This is a genomic window from Tsuneonella sp. HG094 (genome assembly GCF_053819285.1).
In genome coordinates this window covers 2,484,231-2,503,187 of the sequence record NZ_JBSORA010000001.1, presented here as the reverse complement: position 1 = coordinate 2,503,187, position 18,957 = coordinate 2,484,231, and the positions used below count along the sequence as shown (strand labels likewise).

The window sequence follows — 18,957 nt, the reverse complement described above, 5'->3', positions numbered from 1 at the left end:
GCGCGAACCCTAGCGGCTTCACCACTGCGCCCCCATATGGGCGCGCAATGACCGACGAAGTACAGGAAACCTACGCCGGGCAACTGCTCGGTTTCTCGATTCCAGCGCTGCACGCACGCGGGCGCGTGGTGCGGCTCGATAGCGTGCTTGAGGAGATTCTCTCCGCGCACGCCTATCCGCCTGCTATCACGCATTTGCTGGGCGAGGCGCTTGTTCTCGCGACACTGATCGGTGGCCTGCTGAAGAACGACGGCGCCCAACTGACTATGCAGGCGCAGACCGAAGGCGGCGTAGTGCGCCTCTTGGTGTGTGACTGGCGGGCAGGCGAACTGCGCGGCTACGTCGATTTCGACGATAACCGACTCACTGCACTCGGCGCCAATCCCTCGCTCTACGCGTTATTCGGCAAAGGCTATCTCGCGATCACCTTCGATCTTCCCGAAGGCGAGGGGCGTTACCAGGGCATCGTGCCCCTCGAAGGCGAATCTCTCAGCGACGCTTGCGAGGCGTATTTCAGCCAGTCGGAACAGGTGCCGACGCTCATCCGGGTCGCGGTGCGATCGGGTGCGGGCGGTGCCGTCGCGGCCGGGCTGCTCGTGCAGCACCTCGCCGATGGCGAAGAGGGCCGCGAACGGTTGCACGTGCGGATGGACCACCCGGAGTGGGAGCACGTCTCTGTCTTGGCGGGCAGCGTCCGGCACGAGGAACTGCTCGACCCCGAATTGTCACTGGAAGCGATAATCTGGCGTCTATTCCACGAAGAAGAGCAGGTGCGGGTCGAGCGGGGGGCCGCAGTCACCCGCGGGTGTCGATGCTCGCTCGAACATTATGCCAAGGTGATCGCGCGATTTCCCGAAGAGGAACGCGCGGAGATGCGCAACGCCGACGGCCTCATCGTCGTCGACTGTGCGTTTTGCTCGCGCGAGTTCCAGATCAGGGACTGATCGGTTCGTCGCTCACAAGGAACACTTTATCGCCACCATTGGTTTGTGATAATGAGGCGCCCAATTTTAATTCGCGGGCGCAGAGCGGAGTTTTCTGAAATGCGAAAGAGTGCTGGCGGCAAGCGATTCATCATGATCGCGGCCGGCTTCTATGCTGCCGGGTTGCTCAGCCCTGCCGCTGCGCAGGGACCGTCGCTGGCCATGCTGAGCGGGCTCACCGACGGTCAATGGGAGATCCGCTTTCGCGACGGCCGCGAGAGCCGCCGCGTGTGCATCCAGTCCGGACTCGAATTGATCCAGCTTCAGCATGGCGGGGCAGGCTGCAGTCGCTTCGTCGTCGAAGATGGCGCGAATGCGGTGACGGTGCAGTACACGTGTCGCGGCAATGGCTACGGGCGCACCAGCATCCGGCGCGAAAGCGCGGCGCTCGTGCAGATTGACAGCCAGGGGATCGCATCCGGTGCACCGTTCGAATTTTCGGCCGAGGGGCGCCGGGTCGGAGCCTGCCGCTAGCTGCCATTGCCGCTGGCGCGACGAACGCCTAGCGGAGGCCAATGGATCGTGAACGGAAGATCGCCGTCGTGCTGCTGTCGGGCGGCCTAGACTCGATGGTCGCTGCGGGCATCGCGCGCGAGATGGGCTTCGGTCTGCATGCACTGACGATCGATTATGGCCAGCGCCATGTCCGGGAAATCGAGTCCGCGAGGGCAATCGCCAAACGACTGGGCGCGGATCGGCACGTTATCCTGCCGCTGAACCTGCGTACCTTCGGCGGGTCTGCCCTGACCAGCGACATCGCTGTGCCGAAGGATGGGGTGGGCGATGATATCCCGGTCACCTATGTGCCCGCGCGCAATCTTGTCTTCCTCGCGCTGACGACGGCCTTTGCGGAGAGCTCCGGCGCTCGCGACATCTTCATCGGGGTCAATGCCCTGGATTATTCCGGCTACCCGGACTGCCGCGCCGAATTCATCGCGAGCTTCGCCGAGACTGCGCGGCTGGGCACCAAGGCCGGAGTGGAAGGCGCGCCGTTCACGATCCATGCGCCGCTCCAGCACATGACCAAAGCTGACATCGCGAATGAAGCGGCGCGGCTCGACCTCGATCCGGCGATGAGCTGGTCGTGCTACGACCCGACCCCGGAAGGTCTGGCATGCGGATTGTGCGACAGTTGCCGCTTGCGGCGAAAAGGCTTTGCCGCGGCGGGCGTTGCCGATAGCACGCGGTACGCAAACGATTGATAACGGGCGAGGTCGGAAATTGGCGGATGATCGGATAGCGGCTGTCGAGACCGCCAACGATGCGGAGCGCGTTCCCGCCTACAGCTGGTATGTCCTGTTCACGCTCGTCGTCGTCTACATCCTCAATTTCATCGACCGGCAGATCCTCAGCATCCTTGCGGTCGACATCAAGGCAGACCTTGGGCTGACCGACGGACAGCTGGGGTTTCTCGGGGGTGCGGCCTTTGCAGTCTTCTATGCGCTGTTCGGGGTGCCGCTCGGCAGGCTGGCGGACCGCTGGCACCGGGTGCGCTTGCTTACCATCGGCCTGGCGCTGTGGTCGGCGATGACCGCTGCCTCGGGTCTTGCCAAGAATTACCTCTCGCTCTCGCTCGCCCGGATGGGCGTCGGCGTGGGTGAGGCCAGCGCGAGCCCGACGGCCTACTCGCTCATTTCCGATTACTTTCCGGCCAGGAAGCGCGGAACGGCGCTCGCGATCTATTCCTCGGGTCTCTACCTTGGCGGCGGCGTGTCATTGCTGATCGGCGCCAAGATTTCTCAGGTATGGAACGACGCGTATCCCGGCGGCGGCTGGGGAGGTCTGGTTGGTTGGCAGGCGGCGTTTCTGGCGGTCGGACTTCCCGGCTTGTTGATGGCGGTGTGGGTCGCCACGCTGAGGGAGCCGCCCCGTGCACCTGTCAATCCGGGCGGTCGGCATCCGTTGCGCGATTTCCTGTCCGATCTGTCGATGCTCCTGCCGCCGTTCACCGTATGGCATGCGGCGAAGCGCGGCCCACTCGCCGTTGTCTCGAACCTGGTCTTCGCGGGCGCGATGGTCGTCCTTGCGCTGGCGATGATCGGTCTGACTGGCAATATTCCGCAATGGTCCGCGATGGCGTTCGGCTATTATGCGGTGTTCTCGTGGGCAGCCACGCTTCGCCGGTCCGACCCGGCAACATTCCGATTGATCTGGGGGACGCCCGCTTTCATCTGCACCGCGCTTGGTTACGGGCTGGTTTCGCTCGGCGCCTACGCGCTGGCGTTCTGGGCGGCACCCTACGCCGAAACGGTGCTCAAACTGCCCAAGGAGGAACTGGCATTTATCCTCGGCGCGAATGGGGCGATTTCAGGGTTCCTCGGGGTCATCCTCGGCGGGCGCATGTCGGATGCGCTTCGGGCGCGCAATCCGTCCGGGCGCATTCTTGTTATCATGTTCGGCATCCTGGCGCCGATCGTTCCGATCTGGGTCGGGTTCACGACCGACAGCAGCTTCGTGTTCTATGCGATGAACTTCGCCGCTGGCCTTTTTGCCGCAACTGCGTTGGGAGCGGCGGCCGCAACCACCCAGGACCTTGTCTTGCCCAGCATGCGCGGGACGGCAACCGCCGCATTCTTCCTCGCTACGACGCTCGTCGGGTTGGCGATCGGTCCGTACATGGTCGGCCAGATATCGGACCTGACCGGCAGCATGCGGACGGGCGTGCTTTCGCTTATTGCGGTCGCGCCGATTTCGATGGGCTTGCTGATCTACGCTTACCGTGCGCTACCTGCCGCCGAAGCTACGGTCGAGGAGCGGGCGCGGACCGCAAGCTGATCGGCGGAACCGGAAAGCTCGATCAGCGCGTCTTGCTGAGGACGCCGCAGGCGATCCGACCGCCCGAGTTGCCCGAAGGATCGGTGCGGTAATCATCTGCATCGGCGTGCAGCACGATTGCGGTGCCGTCAGAATCGAACAGCCAGCCATCGATCTGTGACCGCGTACCCGCGAGCTCGACAGCCAGCGACCCGCTACCACCCGACTGAATCGTGATGTTCGGTAGGTCGCCAATGTGGCTGCCCAAAGGATTAGCCGATCCGTGGGCCTTGCCGAGCGGATTGAGATGGCCTCCTGCACCCGAGAAGTCGGATGGCGCGCATTTTCCGACCGCGTGCAGATGGATACCGTGCGCACCCGCCGGAACACCCGTCAATGCGACTGCAAGCGTCACCTCGTCGCCTTGCGCAAGGATTTGGGCCGTTCCCATCGGGATGCCCGTCGGTGATGACAATGTGGCGGACGCGATACGGTCGGTGGGAGCGTCTGCCAACGTGCTGCACCCAGCCAGGGCGACTAGCGCGAAAGCAGAGATCGTGGCGGTCTTGACGGGAAATTTCATGGCGGCCTCCAAAGCGTTCTTCACCCCAACGAAAAAGGGGCCGGATTTCTCCGGCCCCTGATCCATTTTTCGAGACTGGCTCGAAACTTACATGCCCGAACCCGGACCGTACGAGATTTCCACCCGACGGTTCTGGAGTTCGCGGACACCGTCCGCAGTCGGGACGCGCGGCTGGCTTTCGCCGAACGCTTCCGACGAGATCCGGGTGTCCGGAACGCCACGGGCGCTCAGGTACGAACGGACCGCATCGGCGCGACGCTGCGACAGACCGACGTTGTACGAGGTCGAACCCGAACGGTCGGCGTGACCGGCCAGCATGACCGCGGCGCTGCCGCAGTTGGCGTAGGCCGAAACCGCGTTGTTGAGGATCGTCGCGGCTTCCGGAGTGATGTCCGACTTGTCCCACTCGAAGAACACGATGTACGGGCCCTTGTTGCAGACCGGAGCAACGACCGGCGGCGGCGGCGGAGGAGGAGGCGGCGGCGGCACCGGACGAGCGGGGCAGGTCGCGTCCATCGGCAGCTGCGTGCCGTCCCAGCAGGTCTGCATCGGGGCAGGAGCGCCACCGAAGTTGAACCCGATGGTGCCGAGCAGCGAGTGCGAGCGCCACTTGCCTTCAACGTCGCGACCGCTCGTGTCGACGAGGTCGAGACCCGCTGTGTTGAAGAAGCGATACTTCAGCCCAACGTCGATGCTGTCGGTCAGTGGTGCGCGAACGCCTGCCAAGGCCTGCCAAGCGAAGCCGCTGTCCGAATCGTCGAGCCAGCCCGGGCTCGAAACATCCACAGTAGCGCCATTGACCTTAGTGCGGGCAACGCCGACGCCACCACCGACGAAGCCTTGAAGGCCGTCGTCCGGGCCGAAGTCGACAAGACCGTTCAACATGAAGCTCAGCACACTCATGTCACCGCCAGCCGCATACGTCCCGGCCGGAGCTGCAGTCGGGAACAGTGGACGGGTCGAACTCAGAGTGTCGAGGTCCGCGGCGCGGTATCCCGCTTCCGCTTCAAGACGAATGAAGCCGAAGTCGTAACCGACGATGCCACCGAAGTCGTAACCGTAGTGGGTGTCGGTCGTGACAGAATCTGCAACGCCTGCGACATCGAAGTCGATGTCTTCGACGATCATGGGACCGCCGTCGAGTTCGACGTACCAGGCGCCATCGCGCGCGAGTGCCGGCGAAGCTATGGCAGTCGATGCCATCGCCAAGCCAATGACGAGTTTCCGCATTATGTAATTCCCCTTTTTAGCGAACTTTGAGCCATCGAGCGGTTCGATTTCTAACTTTTCCCAACATGGGAGGCAAGCAGGCAATCAAACCAGACTGTTGCAGTTACGCATCGTTTCCAGTGCGCCTCTGAAAAATTCCGGTCTGAAGACCCTCCTTGTGCGGCCTAAACGTCGATTCCCAAGGCGGGTTCCCATCAAATTTCACCTATTATTCCGCAGTGTGACATTGCTGCAATGATCTGGTTGATTGCGGTTCTTGCCTCTGCATCGACGGTCTGGCCTCCGCTCGGCGGATCGAGCGGACCGGCGCGCCGCCAATTTCCTGCGAAAAGGACCTGCTGGCCGGTCGAGCGATCGAATAAAATCATGCCATCGCTAGGTGAAAAGAACTGCCATGCACCCCACTGCCGCACGGCGAACATTCCGGAACGTCCGGCGAATGCGCCGCTGGCGTTCTGGGCCACCAGCCAGCCCTGGCCTTCCTCAGGCGCGACCGGTTCGGTAGCGATTTCTCCCTCGATGACCGGATGGAGCAGGGCATCGCACCGCGAAAATGCAGCGTTGACGAAAAATTCCTTCTGGCTCTGACCGGCACGCGTGGCTGTGCTGCGAGCCGCGCAGCGCCTCGGGCTCGCCCGCCGAATAGAGCCAGGCGATCGCGCCGTTCTCCCACGTGAGCCTGCGCAAGCTCGGTTCGAATACCGGGGCCAGCGCCCCCGGCGAAGCGGCGAGCACCCCGCTGTCCCCTTCGACCATCACGTTGCGGACCTCGCCCAGCGACGCGCCGACCAGGGCAATCCGCGCGTTGCCGTCACGCCGGGCTACGTCGCGGACCCACTCGGCCCCGGCGCGGGTCTTGCCGAAGCCGCGTCCGGCGCAAATCAGCCAGGTGCGCCACGCATCGCGCGGCGGAAGCTGCGCGTCGCGCGCCCAGCCTTCCCAGTAATAGCTGCCGAGCGCGGCAAGCTCGTGCGGCGCGAGGAGCCGGGCGAGCTCTTCGCGGTCGGCTCGGCCATGCTCGTCCGCGCGCCGCAGCCAGGTGCCGCGCGACACTGCGCGGTGCCGCAATCTAGCCTTAGGCATCAGTGGTCCCCTTCGATCCGTTGGCCTTGCGCGCACGCCGGATCGCGGCTTCGCCTTCCCGGGCCTGCGCGCGCATCGCATCGATCCGCTCGTTGATCGCCGAGATCGTGGCGACCTCGTCGGCAAGGGTCCGCCGACCTTTCTCGCGCGCCACGCTTTCGCGATGCGCCGTCAGGCAGCGCAGTGCGGTGGCAACGTCGAACTTCGGCTTCGGCGCGTCTGCGGCGGGTTCGCCTCCGTTGCGCAGGTGCTGCAACAGCTCCATTTCGAGGTTGTCGTACCCTTCGGACAGCGCGACGTACCAGCGACGGGCGAAATCCGGGTCGGTGCGGCGCAGGCGATAGACCTTGCTCACCGGCAGGTCGGCCACCGCGGCGGCCGCGGCGACGTTGGACGTTTCGGCGAGCTCATCGAGGAAGCGTTCGATCTTGGCTGCGTCGCGGCGCGGGGCGGGGCCGACGCGGCGTGTCTTGCGGCCATCGAGCGGTGCAATTGCGTCCCAGTCGGCGCGGAACTGCGGGTTCGCGACGCGCCGATGGTACGGCGTCGAGGTGGTGACGCCGGCCGCCCGGCAAGCGGCGCGAACGCTGTCGCCGACGCGAAGTGCGTCGAGAAAGCGCTCCACCCATATCGGCGCGCGCTCCCTGTCGTTGTCTGCCATCGATCTCTGTTCCGTCCCTGCAGGCGATAGCGGACGCAGGAACGGGCAAAACCCGATGGTCCGCCCGTTCAGGCCGCCTCAGCGGCGAATCACACTATCGCGATGTTCCGCTTCTCTAACCAAAGAGCGTGACGATGTCAATCAAAAAGTGCCAGATAGGTTATTAACCGCGCATGATTGTGCCGTTGGGCGCCTTGGCGTAGAGGCGCGCGACTTTCTTCGAGGGACACAGGTCCATGCTCCGCAAGCTCTACGACTGGACGATGGAAAAGGCCGCGCACCGGCACGCGGTGTGGTGGCTGGCGATGTTCAGCTTCGTCGAGGCGAGCTTCTTCCCGATTCCGCCGCACCCGCTGCTCGGCCTGATGTGCCTTGCCGAACCGAAGAAGGCGATCCGCTTCGCCGCGGTGGCGACGATCGCCTCGGTTCTCGGCGGGATGCTCGGCTACGCGATCGGCTGGGGGCTCTACGATACCGTCGGCACCCAGCTCCTCGCCGCGCTCGGCCTGACCGAAAGCTTTCCGCAGGCGGTCTGCTATCTGAACGAGTACGGTTTCTGGCTGTTCGTCGCCAAGGGCGCGACACCGGTTCCGTTCAAGCTGCTGACGATCACCGCCGGGTTCATGGGCATGAACATCGTCCTGTTCCTGCTCGGCTCGATCGTCTCCCGCGCGATCAGTTTCATGATCGTGGGCGTGCTGTTCCGGTTCTTCGGGGCACCGATCAAGCGGTTCATCGACAAGTACCTGGGCCTCGTCACCGCGGGCTTCATCGCGCTGGTGATCGGCGGCTTCCTCGCCGTGACGATGCTGGGCGGGGGAGAAAAGACGGCCGACAAGTGCTCCGGCGTGACCACGGTGGAACGCTCCGCCTGACCGGGAAACTTTCGGTCGAGCGCAAACGCGGCATCGGCTAGCTTTCGCCGGATGAGCGAGCAAGCCTTCCTGGACGCGCCGCAAACTGGGTGGGCCGAAGACCGGGAATTCGCGCTGGCGGCGGCGTGCGCGATTGCGTCCAATGAGGAGCTTGGCGTTGCCGCGTCCCGGCGGACGGGCGGAGCGTTCGTCTGGATGGATTGCCCCCCCTTGGACCGTGAGTGCATTATCTGGGCAGACCCCCATTCATTCACTCGACATTTTTGTCACGACGGGCCAGTGGATGCTGCCCTCCCGGCTCCACTTGGCTGAGAACCAATGTCCGACAACCCATTCTTTGTAATGCGATCGGGTGAAATATGGGCTTGCTGGCTGAATGGGAAGCCGGCGATCAATCTTGGAGCGGAAAAGAGCTTTTGGACATCCGCAGAACAACTCTACACTCAACTCTATAGTTCGAAAGAAACGGCGAAGCTGACACCTACAGCCGAAGCACAGGTGGAGCGCGTGGCGATCGACAGGGCGGAAGAGCGGCACCCTGTCACCATCCTTGGTCGGTTGTTTACGACGCGAGGTAGCTTCAGCGTAACAATTTTTGATCTCTCAGAAAGCGGGTGCCGGGTAAGCGAGTCGGGCACTGCCAAAGCAGGTGAGCACGTCAGTATAAAGATTGGAGTGATTGGTCCAATACAAGCTGTTATTCGATGGCAGAAGGCTGACGGCTCTGGTTTAAAGTTTGATGTACCATTACACAGTTCAGTTTTAGTTCACGTCATCAATCAGTTCACACTGCGATGAGCAAAAGCCTCGTTAGAAATTTTGGACAATACATAAATTGCGACAGCTTCGTACGTGTTTTTGGCGCTAAACTTAGTCATAACCGATTGTCGATGAATTTCAACAGTTCTGAAGCTTATTCGAAGAGCTCTCGCTGCCTCTTTGCTTGACTCACCTACAACTAACAATTCCATCACTTCTAGTTCGCGCGGCGATAGGAGTCTAACTTTCTCAGACGCTAATGCAGCTTTGTCGGCATTCTTGTAAGTGAGCATTGACTTGCTTATCGCTTCTCGGATTCGAGAAGGCATTGTAAGCTCGTCGCTTGGAAGAGAAAAATAGTCAAAGACCCCAAGGCAGTAAGCTTCAAACACCTTGCGTGAATTGAGACTTGACGTAGTATACGCCGCTGCCGGTAAGTCGTGGCCTTGGTTGCGAATTTTTTTCAACGTGTTTGAGATATGGTCTCCATCATCGGGAATTAAGATCAAGCCTTCATGTCGGCCGCTCCCGCTGACTGGTCTTGAGTGTCGAGATATTTGGTCCAAAAGCTTTTGAGCACTGCTGACGGCCTTGGTACAAAGGCCTTGGCATCGGAGTAATCTCGCAAGGGAGTCGCCTCGCGCGGATCGCGGATCAACGACCAAGATGTTGAATGTCATAGCATAATCCATCCTGCGATCGATAGATTAAGTGCAAGGTGCATAGACCCGAGGGCAGCCGATGTAAACTGAGCGAGGCCGGCCGGCTGCTAAAGTTTCAATTCTAAAACGATATGAGAAATTCAAAATTCACCAATAAAAACTAATCTCAAAATAATGATAGCTGATAGTAAAACAGCGGCACCAAAGAATACAAAAAGCAACTGAAACTCAGGAGAAAAAAGAGTTTCTCTAGAAAATCTTTCTCCCAACATCCTAGAAAAAAGTCTTAATAGCTTTTCCATCAAATTCTTTTCAAAAAACGAGGTCGACACCTGTGCCCACTGTGAGGTCGGCTGGTCTATAGACCGCAAAAGCGTCGCCCGCCAAGCCTTTGCCGCATCTAGCCGAGCTGGTGCAACTTTTACCCCGGATCGATCCACCAGCGCGCCGTGAAGTTCGCCGCCGCCGGATCGGCGGGATTGGCGCCGTCAACATTGCGGACCCAGATGTCGATCGCGTCGGTCCGGGGGCGTACGCGCGCAATCGCGAAGCCGGCGGGCATCGTTCCGCTCTGGCTGATCCCGGCATCGGCGCGGTGCCATGCGCGGCAGCCGCTTGCCGGAACCGTGTAGGGACCGCTCTCGGCCCCCAGGGCGGTCGATGCGATGTCGATGCTGGCGGTGGCCTTTTGCGGGAGCACGGGATTGACGAGATCCCACTGCCCGGTCAGCCGGTTGCAGCGGAAACGGGCCTGGTTCTTGAAACCCACCAGCGCGCGCTCGACCCCGCTGTCGCGAACGGCCATCAGCTTTCCGGCAGAGTTTTCGAGGTTGTAGACGACGATTTCGCTGCCGTGGTTGTAGCTCGACGGGCTGGGCAGGTTCACGTTGTTGTAGGTCGTCGATCCCGAAAAGACCGCTGCCCGCATGAAGCCGCTCCCCATCTCGGGCGAACTCGTGGTGGTCGGATCGAACGAGGTGCCGAAGCCGTTGCCGCCCATCACGATGCCTTCGTCGATGACCGATACGGTACGATCGGTGATGCCGGTCAGTCCGCCGATCCCGTTCGCGTGCCCGCGCAGGTAGGCGACGTTGTTGTCGCCCAGCGAATAGGCCTGGTTGAGCAGCGCTCCGAACGCATGGCCCGCCGCGACGGCCTCCTTGCTCCGCTTGGCCTGCAGCCGGATCGAATTGTTCGCCACATGCTTGCTGCCGGCGGCTGCCAGTCCGGCGAACCGTAACGCCCAACTCACGCTCTTCGCGTGGACCGTCGTCGTGACGTCTACCGCGGTGTTGCGCACCTCGCTGATGCTGCCGAACTGGTTGAACGCCTGAAGGGTCAGCGACGTATCGACCAGCGTCAGCCGTCCCTGGACGAAACTGCCGAGCATGAAGTCGCCGCAATTTTCGCAAGTGATGTCGATCTCGCAGACAGGCAGCGACCCGTCGGCGCGCAGCGGTGTGGCAAAGCCGTCGCCGCCCGCGACGCCCGCGCTGCGACAGTTGCGGAACCTGGCGTTGACGATGCGGGTGTTGTTGCCGGCGAGGCCTTCCCACCCGGCGATGCAGTTTTCGGCGAAGAAGCCGTCGACCTCGAACCGCACGGGACCGCCGGGATTAAGCGCCTGGCCATTGGTTTCGCGCACGACGCAGTTACGGATGACGACTTCGCTGCCCACCGTGCGATCGGGCGAGTTGCCGGCGCCGGGCAGATACATCGCCTCGCCAAGCCATCCGCTGAACTCGCAGTTCTCGAAGTGGAAGTTGCCGACCTGCCGGTCTTGCTGGGAGTAGATGCACTTGTTGGAGATGTCCCAGCAGTTCAAGCGTGCGGGCGTATAGGACGGGTGGGTCGCGGCGAGCGCAGGCCAGTCGCTGTTGATCGCGGCCTTCATGCCGGTGCGGATGGCAAGATCGCGCACGTCGATGTGGGCAAGCTGCGCATCGGGCAGGCGCGCGGTCCATGGCGTAGCGGTGCCGCACAGCTTGATCGCCGCGCCGCGCCAGATGCAGTCACCGCCATAACTCGACACCGGCACGACCTGATAGTCGTCGAGAAGGTCGCCGCCGCTCGGGCCCTTGCAGTGGAGGATCGTGCGGCCGGCGTTCATTCCGCGCAACGCGATCGCCCCGCCCGGTGCGATCACCATGAAATTGCCGGAATGGTTCAGCGGGTCGTATCCTTGCCCCGCCGCATAGCCGGTGCGCTGCGGGCACCACAACTCGTATCGCGGCTGGGTAAAGCGAACACCCTTGAGGCCGATCGCGATGCAATAGTCGATCGCGGCCTGGATGTGCGGCTGCTGGTTGACGCCGGGCGCGGCTGCAGGGCAGCCGAACATCTCGGGCGTGACGAAGCCGTCCTCTGCTCCGGCCAGCCGGAACGTCCGTCCGTCGGCGACGCGGAAGCAGGCAGCGGGGTGGGCGGCCGCAAAGGCGGGGTCCGCGCGCCCGTCGCAGACGTAGCTCGCGATGCCGAAGCCCGGGGCAGCGTGCCCGGCACTCTCGATGCGGGAGACGTCGGCCGGGACGGGGGCGTCGGCAAGCGCCGCGAACAGGCGCGGCTCGCTGGCGCGGGCGGCGGCGGCAAGTCCGCGCGCGGCGAAGTCCAGCGCGCTCATTGCGAGATCCGATACTGGACGGTGCCGCTCTGGAGCGCGATGTCGAGCCACAGGGTCGCGCCATCCTCGCTCTCGTCCCAGACGACTTCGTTGGCGTTGCCGGTGAAGCGGGCCCACGGCTGCCCCGCGACGGTTAGGGGAAAGCGCGACGCGCCGCCATCGGTCGAGCGCTGCAGCGTGACCGATCCGGTCCAGCTTCCGCTCAGTTGCAGGTGGATCGGCAGCCGAATGCCGGGGACGAAGGGCCCGACGACGGTGCTGCTCGCGGCCTGTCCGGCCAGGGGCGCCGTCGGCGTCGCGCTGTCGCTATCGCCCGAACTCGTCGGCAGGGGAGTGGTTGCCGAAACGAGGGCGATGTTACCGCTTTGATCGGCAAATCCGATCGCGACCGGGGTCACGTATTTCGCAGGTTCTTGAATGGGGGTCGGCATGCGCGGTCCTTTGCTGGAGGAACAAACGCGGAACCAGATATACAGGCAGGGGCCTGTAGGAAAATAGTTTCTGTGCAGTCAGACGGCGAGCTGCGATAAAGAACCGATCGTTCGGAGGCTTTGCCTGGCCACGAAATCCTGCCAGTCGGCGACTTCGGTCCACCAGGTAGCGAAGACGAAATCGATCCCTGCGCCGCTTGCTGCCTGCCAGTCGTAGACGCTGTCGCCGATGAACAAGGCGGGGCCCTCGATATTGCCCGATGCGCACTCACGGGCGAGGATTTCGTCCTTGGTGTCGGGACTGCCGAAGATCCCGCCTTCGAACATTCCGGCAAGTCCTCGCTCGGTAAAAACCGCGCGCAGTTCGTCCTGCGATCCCCCTGACACGATCAGCCAGCGGGCGCCCGCCGTCTTCACGCGCAGATCGGTGATGCCCGGCGCGATCGCGCAGCTGCGCAGTCCATCGGCAACCGCATCGGCATAGGCAGCGAGTAGCGTCTCAAGCCCCGGACCCTGCGCGCCCGGTACGATTGCATCGAGGAAATGGCGAAATTTCACGAACCGCGAAATTCCCCCGTGGGCGACGTGATAATCGACGAGTGCCTGGGCCGTTTCCGTTCCGTAGGGGAGCGCGGCGCTGCGGAATGCCTCGGTCTTCAGCCGGTTGGAATCGAGGATCACACCGTCGCAGTCGAACACGTAGGTGCGATAGGGGGCGGTGCGATACGGGGCGGTCACGTCAATCGAGCAGCCAGTCGCGCCCCAGCTCGCGGAACATCGCTTCGGCCACCGCGAAATCGGTCATGTCGTCGATATCGATCGCCTCGGTCTTGTCGAGCGTGATGAACTGCGGCCGCGCACCGACGACATTGCCGCGTGCAATCATCAGTTCGCGGGCAATCAGCGTTATCGCGAAATTGAGCGAGACGATATCGGGCAGGTCCTGGCTTTTGGGCGTCTTGTCGACGTCGTAGTTGAGCGGCGCACCGTCATGCCAGAGGAACTTCTTTTCCGGGGTAACCGAATTGAGGCTGTCGAACGTGTCCAGCGAATCGAGGTACCGGTCGATCGCGTCGACATGGGTCGACCGGCGTACGAAGGGGCTGGTGACCTGAGTCATGAAGACCACCTCGCCGGGCGTCGACTCGGCGATATGGCGCCAGTGGACGTCGTTGGTGACGGTCGAGCCGGCATGGTAATCGTCGCGCTGCTGCACCCGCACGCCGTGGGTGCGGGCAATCCCCATGCATTCTTCGCAGTCGGTACTGACGATGACGTCGTCCACCCGCGAGATCCCTTTGAGAACCTCGAGCTTGAGGTCGAGCAGGGTGGTGCCAGCAAACGCGCGAACGTTCTTCCGCGGCACCCGCTGCGAACCTTTGCGGACCGGCACGATGGCGACGACACGGCTCACGCCCGAGTCTCCACGATAGCTGCGACCGCATCGCGAAACAGGCCGACGTCCACCGAATAGGCGATGTAGGGGATGCCCGATTCCCGGTAGCGGGCGAGCGCTGCGGGCGTATCGCAGAAGATACCCAGCGCCTTGCCCGCCGCTGTCGCGCTGCGGACGATGTCGGCGATGGCCGCCTCGACCGGGGGTGCATCCACCTGGCCGGGAAGTCCGACCGATTGCGACAGGTCGTAAGGTCCGACGAACAGCACGTCGAAACCCGGCACATCGAGAATGGCGTCGAGATTGGCGATGCCGGCGACCCCCTCGACTTGCAGGACGAGCAGCGCCTCGTTCGCGCCGGCGAAATAGTCCGCTTTCTCCCGGCCGCCGTATTCCGCCGCCCTGACGAAGCGACAGACGCCGCGCGCGCCTTGCGGATGAAAGCGGGCCGCGGCGACAGCCGCTTGCGCTTCTTCGGCAGTCGATACGTTGGGCACCTGTACGCCCGCGGCCCCCGCATCGAGGGCCGAACCGATTGCATGGGCGTCGACGCCGCGAACCCGCACGATCGGCGCCATCCCGGTCAACCGGGCGGCCCGAACGTGATGGTGCAGCAGTTCGAGCGAGACGGGCCCGTGCTCCATGTCGAGGATAATGAAGTCGAGCCCGCCCAGGCCCGCCGCCTCGACGAACGCGCTATCCAGCGTCTTGCTGAAGATGCCGGTGGCGGAACGCCCGTCGGCCAGTCTGGTTCGCAAGCTCATGCTCCGCGTCACATTCCGTAAACCGACTGCACGGGCAGCGGGTAAGCGGTCGGGGTTATCGCGACCAGTGGCGGAACGTCGGCGCGAGCGAGGTAGCGTTCGACGATCGCTTCCATCTCGTCGTTACGCCGGTCGCCGCGCGGGAAACCATCGAACCCCGCGAGCAGGATCCGCGCCGCTCGCCCGCTCGCGAGTGCCGCCAGGGCATAGCTTGCGACCAGCGGACTGGAGATCGTGCACCCGGTGTCGGTGTAATGGAGGGTATCGGGCGCGATGGCGATGCCGAAGTCGCGCACATCCTTGCCGGCGAGCGCTTCCCGAACGGACTCGGGCAGCCCCGCAAAGGGTGTGATCAGCGGCTGGGGAAGGGCCGCATGCTCGGCAACGTCGGCGAGGAGGCGAACGGGATGGCAGGCGACCCGCAGATCGATCAGGCTCTCGGGAAGGCCGCCCCGCGTGTTGACCGCGATCACCACTGGCCGCGCCCGCTCGATGTACGCGCACAGCGCGGAGGCGTGCCGATCGACTCCCGGCCCCGCGCCGAGGAGCAGCACCTCCCGGCCGGCAAACGCCTCGCTTGGGCGCCAAGTGCCGGCATCGGGCGACTCGCTGCCGAAAAACGACCGCGCGGTGTTGAGCGATGCAGCCGTGTATTTCTTTCCGCCGTCGCGGCGCAGGTGATCGATCACCGCGATGATGTCTTCCTCGCTGTACCGCGAATCGCCCATCATCTCCTGGATGTAGCTCGGGTGGATGCCGTACTTGCCCGACAGGAAATAGAACGGGTTTGAGCCCCAGCCATATTTCGCCTTCATCGGCTGGAACCGGTTGGCGACCAGCGACAGAAGCGGAACGTGGTTCGGTTTCCGGCCATCCTCGCCTTCGAGGGCGATAACGAGCTCCTCGGTTCGCGCGTTCCCGGGCCCGCGCCCCATGCCGGTGACTGTGGCGTCGATCCACGTTGCGCCTTCGGCGATCGCCGCGAGCGAGTTCTGCAACGCCAGCCCCATGTTGTCATGGGTATGGATGCCGATCGGCCCCGGCCAACCTTCGCGCAACCAGCCGATGATCTGCCCCGTCTGACGCGGTGTCATCGAGCCCATCGAGTCGGCGAAATAGAGCACTTCGACCGGATGCCCGGCCGCCAGGCGTGCGACCGACACGACCTCGTCCCGCGTGCGATCGGCGATCTGCATGAGGTTGAAACCGACCCGATATCCACGCTCCGCCAACCAGTCGGCTGCAGCGAGCGCTTCGGCCATTTCGTGCAGGTGACAAGCGACCCGAACGATATCGACCGGCGAGGTCTGCGCGGTTTCGGGGAACAGCGTCGCAAGGGCGTCGTCGACCGCGGCATCGCGCAGCAGGTCGGCACCGTTCACCATCACCGCGACGTGGACGTCATCCGGGATCGGCAGGCTGCGCAGGAAATCGTCGGTGGTGAACGCGTGCGGACCCTTGAAGCCGCTGTTTCCGATGAAGCGCTGGCCGAGTTCGACCACGTCGACACCGGCCGCACTCATCGCCGCGAGATATTCGCTGACCAATGCCGGCTCGAAATTCCAGTCATTGTAGTATCCGCCGTCGCGCAGCGTGCAATCGAGGACGGACACCTGGTGCATGGGTTCAGCGGACTCTGGAAAATGGCGGGGCGCGAAGGCCTTACGTGTTATCCGCTAGAATGCTGCATTGCAACGCGCCCTTGCGGCTGATTCATCGAAAACAATCAGCCCTTTGCATTCTCCTCGCGCGCGATCGCGTGCAGCCAGTCGGCGTGGCGGGGAGCTTTCTTGGTCTGGCTCCACTCGTCGAGCATGATCGGCGCGACGCGCCTCAGCTCGGCGTACTGCTCGTCCGTGCCGATATCGGCCGCAAGTTCGACGCGGTGCCCGTTGGGGTCGAAGAAATAGATCGACTTGAAGATCCCGTGGTGCGTGGGCCCGAGCACGTCGATGCCCTGCGCCTCGATGTGCTCTTTGGCGGCGAGCAGGTCCGCCTCGCTGCCGACCTTGAAGGCGAGATGCTGGACCCAGGCGGGGGTGTTGGCGTCGCGGCCCATTTCCGGTTGGTTGGGCAGCTCGAAGAAGGCGAGCACGTTGCCGTTACCCGCATCGAGGAACACGTGCATGTAGGGGTCGTATTCGCCGGTCGAGGGGACGTGGTCCTCGGCGAACGCGGTGGTGTAATCCATGCCAAGGACGCGGCCATACCATTCGACCGTCTCCTTCGCGTCCTTGCAGCGATAGGCGGTGTGGTGGATGCCGCCCAGCTTGATCGGGTTCGCGCTCATTCCGCCGGCTCCTTCACCTCGAGCACGCCGCGCTCGATCTGGTCGCGCTCCATGCTCTCGAACAGCGCCTTGAAGTTGCCTTCGCCGAATCCTTCGTCGCCCTTGCGCTGGATGAATTCGAAGAACACCGGGCCGACCTGTGCCTGCGCGAAGATCTGGAGCAGGAGACGGGGTTGGCCACCCTCGGTCGTTCCATCGAGCAGTATTCCACGCGATTGCAGCGCTTCATTGTCTTCGCCGTGGCCGGGCAGCCGCTCGTCGAGCATCTGGTAGTAGGCGTTCGGCGGTGCGGTCATGAAGGGCACGCCGAGCGTCTTGAGCTTGTCCCATGCCGCCGGAAGATCGTCGCAAATGAGCGCAATATGCTGGATACCCTCACCGTTGAATTCGCGCAGGAATTCCTCGATCTGGCCGCCGCCCCCCTTGCCCTCTTCGTTGAGCGGGATGCGGATCTTTCCGTCGGGTGCGGTCAGCGCCTTGGAGGTGAGGCCGGTGTACTCGCCCTTGATGTCGAAATAGCGGATCTCGCGGAAGTTGAAGAGCGTCTCGTAGTAGTCCGCCCAGTACTTCATCCGCCCGCCGTAGACGTTGTGGGTCAGGTGATCGATGCGGTCGAACCCAGCGCCTTCGGGGTTGCGATCGACGCCCGGCAGGTAATCGAAGTCGATGTCGTAGATGCTGAGGCCGTCGCCGTTTTCGTCGGCATAGCGATCGACCAGATAAAGGATCGCGCCGCCGATGCCGCGGATCGCGGGGATGTGCAGTTCCATCGGCCCCGTCTCGACCGCGACCGGCTCCGCGCCCTTTTCCAAGAGGTGGGCATAGGCCTTGCGCGCGTCGCGCACGCGGAAGGCCATGCCGCAGGCAGAGGGGCCGTGTTCGCGGGCGAAGAACCACGCGGCGCTCCTGGGTTCGTAGTTGGCGATCAGGTTGATCCCGCCCTGGCGCCACAGGTGCACGTCCTTCGACCGGTGCTGCGCCACGCGGGTAAAGCCCATCGCCTCGAACACCGGCTCGAGGACGCCCTTCTCGGGCGCGCAGAACTCGACGAATTCGAATCCATCGAGTCCGGCGGGGTTCTCGAACAGGTCGGCCATGCAGGGTCTCCGAGTGGTAGTTTCGTTTGAAACTAAATAGCACTGAGTGCGCACGATGTCCAGCGTTCGACGGGCGGGACCTCACCTACTCGCCGGTGGCGGGCCGGATATTGCTGTCGCTCATCGCCAAGAGGCGCTTGCCGGCCTTGATCCCCGGCTTTTCGACGAGAAGGTAGAGCGTTCCCGCCGCACCCAATGACACGAAGAACCCCAGGATCCACATCGCCCACGCCGGCCAGCCAAGCTTCGTCAGCGCTATCGCGATCGCGACGAGGACAGGATAGTGAACGAGGTACAGACCGTATGACCAGCGGCCGAGAATGCTCAACGGCGCGGTCCAAAGGCGGTGCCCGACACGCGGGCTGCCGATGCGGTCGCCCGCGACCTGTGCAAGGGCCACTCCTGCAAGGAACAGGAGATTGAGCAGGCTCAACTGCATCTGCCAACCTTGGGGAGTTCCGGTCAGATGCGCCGCAAGGCAGAGCCCGCCCCACATACCGAGCGCACCGATCGCCAGCCAACGCCGAACGAAAGCCAGAGCGAAAACCGCATAGAACATCAGTTCGTGGACGAGCGTCCAGGCGACGATCGGGACGAAGGATGTCTGGTCATCGCGCGGCAGCAGCAGCGCGTTGGCGAGGACAAAATCGCTGACGCTTCCGCTCGTCGGCGTGCCGAGACCGGTGACGAAGGCTACGACAGTCAGCGGGACGAAGACGACGAGATAGGCAGGGAAGATTCGAAAGATCCTGCGCACCGCGTACCTGCG

22 protein-coding genes are annotated in these 18,957 nt (G+C 63.3%); 6 read left to right on the top strand and 16 right to left on the bottom strand.

Annotated features, from left to right (window positions below):
- Positions 1 to 47: 47 nt before the first annotated feature.
- The 4 genes from hslO to ACWPMX_RS12425 all read left to right on the top strand — a co-directional run bounded on the left by hslO (position 48) and on the right by ACWPMX_RS12425 (position 3,758).
- Complete coding sequence (gene hslO, locus ACWPMX_RS12440) at positions 48 to 944, top strand: Hsp33 family molecular chaperone HslO (RefSeq protein ID WP_455700312.1); 897 nt, start codon at positions 48 to 50, stop codon at positions 942 to 944.
- 99 nt (positions 945 to 1,043) lie between these two features.
- Complete coding sequence (locus tag ACWPMX_RS12435; RefSeq protein ID WP_455700311.1) at positions 1,044 to 1,457, top strand: DUF3617 domain-containing protein; 414 nt, start codon at positions 1,044 to 1,046, stop codon at positions 1,455 to 1,457.
- A gap of 41 nt (positions 1,458 to 1,498) precedes the next feature.
- Positions 1,499 to 2,185 carry a 7-cyano-7-deazaguanine synthase QueC gene (gene queC, locus ACWPMX_RS12430; protein WP_455700310.1) on the top strand — a complete coding sequence of 229 codons (687 nt, stop codon included), beginning with the start codon at positions 1,499 to 1,501 and terminating at the stop codon, positions 2,183 to 2,185.
- A gap of 19 nt (positions 2,186 to 2,204) precedes the next feature.
- Entirely contained in the window at positions 2,205 to 3,758 is a 1,554-nt protein-coding gene (locus ACWPMX_RS12425; protein ID WP_455700309.1) for a spinster family MFS transporter, read from the top strand.
- Between the two features lie 22 nt (positions 3,759 to 3,780).
- On the opposite strand, the gene ACWPMX_RS12420 is transcribed toward ACWPMX_RS12425, so the two are convergent.
- The 5 genes from ACWPMX_RS12420 to ACWPMX_RS12400 all read right to left on the bottom strand — a co-directional run bounded on the left by ACWPMX_RS12420 (position 3,781) and on the right by ACWPMX_RS12400 (position 7,294).
- Positions 3,781 to 4,320 (bottom strand): superoxide dismutase family protein, encoded by a 540-nt coding sequence (locus tag ACWPMX_RS12420; protein WP_455700308.1) that lies wholly within the window; start codon positions 4,318 to 4,320, stop codon positions 3,781 to 3,783.
- An 87-nt stretch (positions 4,321 to 4,407) separates the two neighbouring features.
- Positions 4,408 to 5,550 (bottom strand): OmpA family protein, encoded by a 1,143-nt coding sequence (locus ACWPMX_RS12415; protein WP_455700307.1) that lies wholly within the window; start codon positions 5,548 to 5,550, stop codon positions 4,408 to 4,410.
- A gap of 194 nt (positions 5,551 to 5,744) precedes the next feature.
- Positions 5,745 to 6,059, bottom strand: coding sequence for a DUF2793 domain-containing protein (locus ACWPMX_RS12410; RefSeq protein WP_455700784.1), 315 nt, complete (start codon positions 6,057 to 6,059; stop codon positions 5,745 to 5,747).
- A complete protein-coding gene (locus tag ACWPMX_RS12405; RefSeq protein ID WP_455700306.1) occupies positions 6,034 to 6,633 on the bottom strand; it encodes a terminase large subunit domain-containing protein in 600 nt (199 codons plus the stop codon). Before ACWPMX_RS12405 ends, ACWPMX_RS12410 begins: the two co-directional genes overlap by 26 nt.
- The gene (locus tag ACWPMX_RS12400) at positions 6,626 to 7,294 is read right to left on the bottom strand and encodes a hypothetical protein (RefSeq protein WP_455700305.1); all 669 of its coding nucleotides are present in this window, start codon (positions 7,292 to 7,294) and stop codon (positions 6,626 to 6,628) included. Before ACWPMX_RS12400 ends, ACWPMX_RS12405 begins: the two co-directional genes overlap by 8 nt.
- Positions 7,295 to 7,530: 236 nt before the next feature.
- Between ACWPMX_RS12400 and ACWPMX_RS12395 the strand changes: the two genes are divergently transcribed.
- Positions 7,531 to 8,169: a YqaA family protein gene (locus ACWPMX_RS12395; protein ID WP_455700304.1), complete on the top strand. Its 639-nt coding sequence runs from the start codon at positions 7,531 to 7,533 to the stop codon at positions 8,167 to 8,169.
- 318 nt (positions 8,170 to 8,487) lie between these two features.
- Positions 8,488 to 8,967: a PilZ domain-containing protein gene (locus ACWPMX_RS12390; protein ID WP_455700303.1), complete on the top strand. Its 480-nt coding sequence runs from the start codon at positions 8,488 to 8,490 to the stop codon at positions 8,965 to 8,967.
- Here the strand turns inward: ACWPMX_RS12390 and ACWPMX_RS12385 are convergent.
- The 11 genes from ACWPMX_RS12385 to ACWPMX_RS12335 form a co-directional block, all read right to left on the bottom strand.
- Positions 8,949 to 9,608 (bottom strand): response regulator transcription factor, encoded by a 660-nt coding sequence (locus tag ACWPMX_RS12385; protein ID WP_455700302.1) that lies wholly within the window; start codon positions 9,606 to 9,608, stop codon positions 8,949 to 8,951. The genes ACWPMX_RS12390 and ACWPMX_RS12385 overlap by 19 nt on opposite strands.
- Positions 9,609 to 9,730: 122 nt before the next feature.
- Positions 9,731 to 10,030, bottom strand: a complete 300-nt coding sequence (locus ACWPMX_RS12380; RefSeq protein ID WP_455700301.1) for a hypothetical protein — start codon at positions 10,028 to 10,030, stop codon at positions 9,731 to 9,733.
- Complete coding sequence (locus ACWPMX_RS12375; RefSeq protein WP_455700300.1) at positions 10,012 to 12,210, bottom strand: hypothetical protein; 2,199 nt, start codon at positions 12,208 to 12,210, stop codon at positions 10,012 to 10,014. Before ACWPMX_RS12375 ends, ACWPMX_RS12380 begins: the two co-directional genes overlap by 19 nt.
- The gene (locus ACWPMX_RS12370) at positions 12,207 to 12,641 is read right to left on the bottom strand and encodes a hypothetical protein (RefSeq protein WP_455700299.1); all 435 of its coding nucleotides are present in this window, start codon (positions 12,639 to 12,641) and stop codon (positions 12,207 to 12,209) included. Before ACWPMX_RS12370 ends, ACWPMX_RS12375 begins: the two co-directional genes overlap by 4 nt.
- A 78-nt stretch (positions 12,642 to 12,719) precedes the next feature.
- On the bottom strand, positions 12,720 to 13,379 hold the full coding sequence (locus ACWPMX_RS12365; protein ID WP_455700298.1) for an HAD family hydrolase: 660 nt from the start codon (positions 13,377 to 13,379) through the stop codon (positions 12,720 to 12,722).
- Position 13,380: 1 nt separating this feature from the next.
- Positions 13,381 to 14,055, bottom strand: coding sequence for an acylneuraminate cytidylyltransferase family protein (locus ACWPMX_RS12360; protein ID WP_455700297.1), 675 nt, complete (start codon positions 14,053 to 14,055; stop codon positions 13,381 to 13,383).
- Entirely contained in the window at positions 14,052 to 14,795 is a 744-nt protein-coding gene (locus tag ACWPMX_RS12355) for an HpcH/HpaI aldolase family protein (protein WP_455700296.1), read from the bottom strand. Before ACWPMX_RS12355 ends, ACWPMX_RS12360 begins: the two co-directional genes overlap by 4 nt.
- 14 nt (positions 14,796 to 14,809) lie before the next feature.
- Positions 14,810 to 16,423, bottom strand: a complete 1,614-nt coding sequence (locus ACWPMX_RS12350) for an aldolase catalytic domain-containing protein (RefSeq protein WP_455700295.1) — start codon at positions 16,421 to 16,423, stop codon at positions 14,810 to 14,812.
- Between the two features lie 104 nt (positions 16,424 to 16,527).
- Positions 16,528 to 17,091, bottom strand: coding sequence for a VOC family protein (locus tag ACWPMX_RS12345; protein ID WP_455700294.1), 564 nt, complete (start codon positions 17,089 to 17,091; stop codon positions 16,528 to 16,530).
- Positions 17,088 to 18,188: a 4-hydroxyphenylpyruvate dioxygenase gene (gene hppD, locus ACWPMX_RS12340; protein WP_455700293.1), complete on the bottom strand. Its 1,101-nt coding sequence runs from the start codon at positions 18,186 to 18,188 to the stop codon at positions 17,088 to 17,090. Before hppD ends, ACWPMX_RS12345 begins: the two co-directional genes overlap by 4 nt.
- An 85-nt stretch (positions 18,189 to 18,273) precedes the next feature.
- Positions 18,274 to 18,945 (bottom strand): acyltransferase family protein, encoded by a 672-nt coding sequence (locus ACWPMX_RS12335; protein ID WP_455700292.1) that lies wholly within the window; start codon positions 18,943 to 18,945, stop codon positions 18,274 to 18,276.
- Positions 18,946 to 18,957: the final 12 nt, after the last annotated feature.